Annotated in this window: 4 protein-coding genes and 1 pseudogene; 2 read left to right on the plus strand and 3 right to left on the minus strand. The window is 47.4% G+C overall.

Annotation, left to right across the window (positions count from 1 at the left end):
- Positions 1-53: 53 nt before the first annotated feature.
- Positions 54-353 (plus strand): annotated as a pseudogene (locus ABLU50_RS16050) (integrase core domain-containing protein); the annotation flags it as partial.
- 718 nt (positions 354-1,071) lie between these two features.
- A complete protein-coding gene (locus ABLU50_RS16055; protein ID WP_017901409.1) occupies positions 1,072-1,332 on the plus strand; it encodes a hypothetical protein in 261 nt (86 codons plus the stop codon).
- Positions 1,333-1,441: 109 nt separating this feature from the next.
- Here the strand turns inward: ABLU50_RS16055 and ABLU50_RS16060 are convergent, their stop codons facing one another.
- The 3 genes from ABLU50_RS16060 to ABLU50_RS16070 all read right to left on the minus strand — a co-directional run.
- Positions 1,442-1,912, minus strand: coding sequence for an RES family NAD+ phosphorylase (locus ABLU50_RS16060; RefSeq protein ID WP_004144067.1), 471 nt, complete (start codon positions 1,910-1,912; stop codon positions 1,442-1,444).
- Positions 1,909-2,352 (minus strand): antitoxin Xre/MbcA/ParS toxin-binding domain-containing protein, encoded by a 444-nt coding sequence (locus ABLU50_RS16065; protein WP_032413443.1) that lies wholly within the window; start codon positions 2,350-2,352, stop codon positions 1,909-1,911. The genes ABLU50_RS16060 and ABLU50_RS16065 overlap by 4 nt, the downstream gene beginning before the upstream one ends.
- Positions 2,353-2,451: 99 nt before the next feature.
- A partial coding sequence (locus tag ABLU50_RS16070) for a DUF4113 domain-containing protein (protein ID WP_348864855.1) occupies positions 2,452-2,688 on the minus strand: 237 nt, incomplete at its 5' end.

The raw sequence follows: 2,688 nt of genomic DNA on the forward strand, positions 1-2,688 counted from the left end.
CAACCCGCTACGGGGGAGACTTACCCGAAATCTGATTTATTCAACAAAGCCGTAAGGAGTTCCTCGGTAACTTTGATAAAACGCTACAGGAAGCCTCGATTAAACACATCTGGACCTATCCGTACACACCGAAAATGAATGCGACCTGTGAGCGATTTAACCGGACACTTAGAGAACAATTTATTGAATTCAATGAATTGTTGCTTTTTGAGGACCTGAATTTGTTTAATCAAAGAATGGCTGAATATCTGGTGCTGTATAACAGCAAAAGGCCACATAAATCACTCGAACTGATGACGCCAGTGGACTATATTTTACGTGAGAGTAAAAATTGCAATATGTGGTGGACCCATACATCTCCTTGCCTTACGGCAGCTAAGAGGCTACTCTGTTGGTGTCTAGTCAAGCAGATGGCCTCGTGTGGTTGGTTAATGAAAATTAACGTCCTACGGGGCTTTCTTCTTTCTGCCTCACAACATCAAAACACTCAAACATCATGAGGCAAAAAGCCTCAAGCGCCGACACCATTATACCGTGTTTACTCCCATCCCCCCAGGGCTAATAAGCTGGTAAGTTAATAACTTTTAAGATGGTTTCCGCCGTGTTTCTGCCCTGCATCCCGGCATCTGCTGGAGTTCAGTCATGAATTTTCCCCTCAGTCGATATGCTCCGGTTACCACTTCTGCGCCGTCCAGTGTAGCGGTTCTGTGCAGACGCAATGTAGTGCCAGAACAACCCCCTTGTTCGCCGGCTGCGCCCATGTCTGATGTTAACCAAACGACTCAGCTACCAGATTGAAGATTTACGCCCAAATAGAGGTCTACGCCTATGACAAAATTCTCCAGGCAATATCAGATATCAGTAGCGTCATATCCGAAAGAGATTTTTAAAGTCACTTTTCCTGATTGTATTTCTTTCAAAATTTAATGAAGGTAAGGTTATTTAGCCAATTGACGCGCCACTTGAATAAGTTATTATTACTTACAGTCACTCTGAACTATCAGCAATTTTACAGGCTCAACAATGCCTGTAGAAATATCTTTGTATCGGTATTATTTTAAGGAATCAATTATGACACTCACTGCATATTACCAGCTAAGGAATACAAAGGCCGCAGGTCTTGGTTTCGAATTGCTGACCAGTGAACCGGGAGCCTTTATTGTGCTGGAAGAAAGCAGTTATGAGAAACCGTATGAAATTGCCCGCTATGGGCATAATGGGAGTGCAGGCGATCGTTCGAATGCGTTCAGTTGCGCGATGAATAAAGCCCGTAGCCTGCAGAATTACAGTGGAGCAAAGCTGGATTACAACGTTTACGAAGAAACTGCCTGAATCATCCTGTAATAGCTGTGTGTAGTCTTTGCCCGCCGCTGACGGGCTTTTTTATGTGACACCGGACAGGAGCGCCAGGCATCATGACAACGCCCTCTCCTCCTTTGCTTCACTTCCTGTCAGGTTTAAGACGACTATCAAACCGGAACGGTATCTGTTGAGCCTTCTGCACGATCCCGTAAAACTCAGGGTGCTCAGGATTTAACAGATAATTGAACTCTACCGGCGATAAGGCTGAGGGAACACGCAGTGCAACCGAGCTCCTGGTAAATGACCAGGCATCTCCGTAATCAGCCAGTTCCTGAGGCGCATCCTCATCAGCCCAGTTGTCCGGTAATTCATCCATGTTTGCGCTTTGGATCAGTTCATCAGGCACATCGATACTCAGTAGCGTGAAAGAGTCCATTATCTGTGCCGCATGCAGGTGTACCAGCGTCTCCAGCATCGTTAGTGAAGCCGTTTCGGAGACATATACCATTGACACCCCCACGCTATTCCAGCGCCCACCAGCCTCTTTCGCACCATATCCGGTCCAGGCCGTAGAAAGATACTTTGTTTTCGTCAGCCTGTAGAGGATCACGAGTACACCCCATGCTCCAGACGCGTAATCAGCTTAATGACCTCATAGGCTCCAGTTTCGGATGCCATCAGGTCTGCTGGCACTTTCCAGCTCAATGCCCGGTTAGGTTCGTTCAACCACTTCTGTGCGGCTTCCCTGTCGCCTTCAAACAAATCTACCGCCCGATCAATGACGCGGATAATACGTACCAGACGTTCACTTTGTTCCGGGTTAAAACGTGCCTTCACACTGCGGCTAAATGTGGTTGACGGGATACCGGACATTTTTCTCAGGTCATTCTGGGTTATTCTGGCCCAGTCAGTTATCCGGTTCGCCACCTTCCCGTCCAGACCTTCATTTATTTGGCCCAGAAGCGCTACGCCATCAGCATTATTTAACCCGGCAACCTGCCAGAGGCGCTGTGGTCTGGCTGGAGTTGAGGACAAACTAAATGTTTTCATAGCAAACCTCCATTTGGTCTTTTCATTATACCCAAATGGTAACACCAGAGCAAATATCAACCACCAGCAGACGGAAGGCATTTTTCCTGATTGCGATACTCAGAGTGTAGCGATCGGTATCGAGTCCCACCTCGTTGTGTAGGCTGGAGAGAGCATATCTCTCTTCATTGACCACGCCGGTGCGATGCCCCGACCGGCAAACCATACTTTGCCTTTGCCTGAGTTGTTTATCGTATCCAGTACGTTCATGAGCGCGTCACTGTTTGCATACGACCTCCCTTCGGCTTTGTTGAATAAATCAGATTTCGGGTAAGTCTCCCCCGTAGCGGGTTGTGT

The organism is Klebsiella sp. GG_Kp173 (genome assembly GCF_040062415.1).
Taxonomy (GTDB): domain Bacteria; phylum Pseudomonadota; class Gammaproteobacteria; order Enterobacterales; family Enterobacteriaceae; genus Klebsiella; species Klebsiella quasipneumoniae.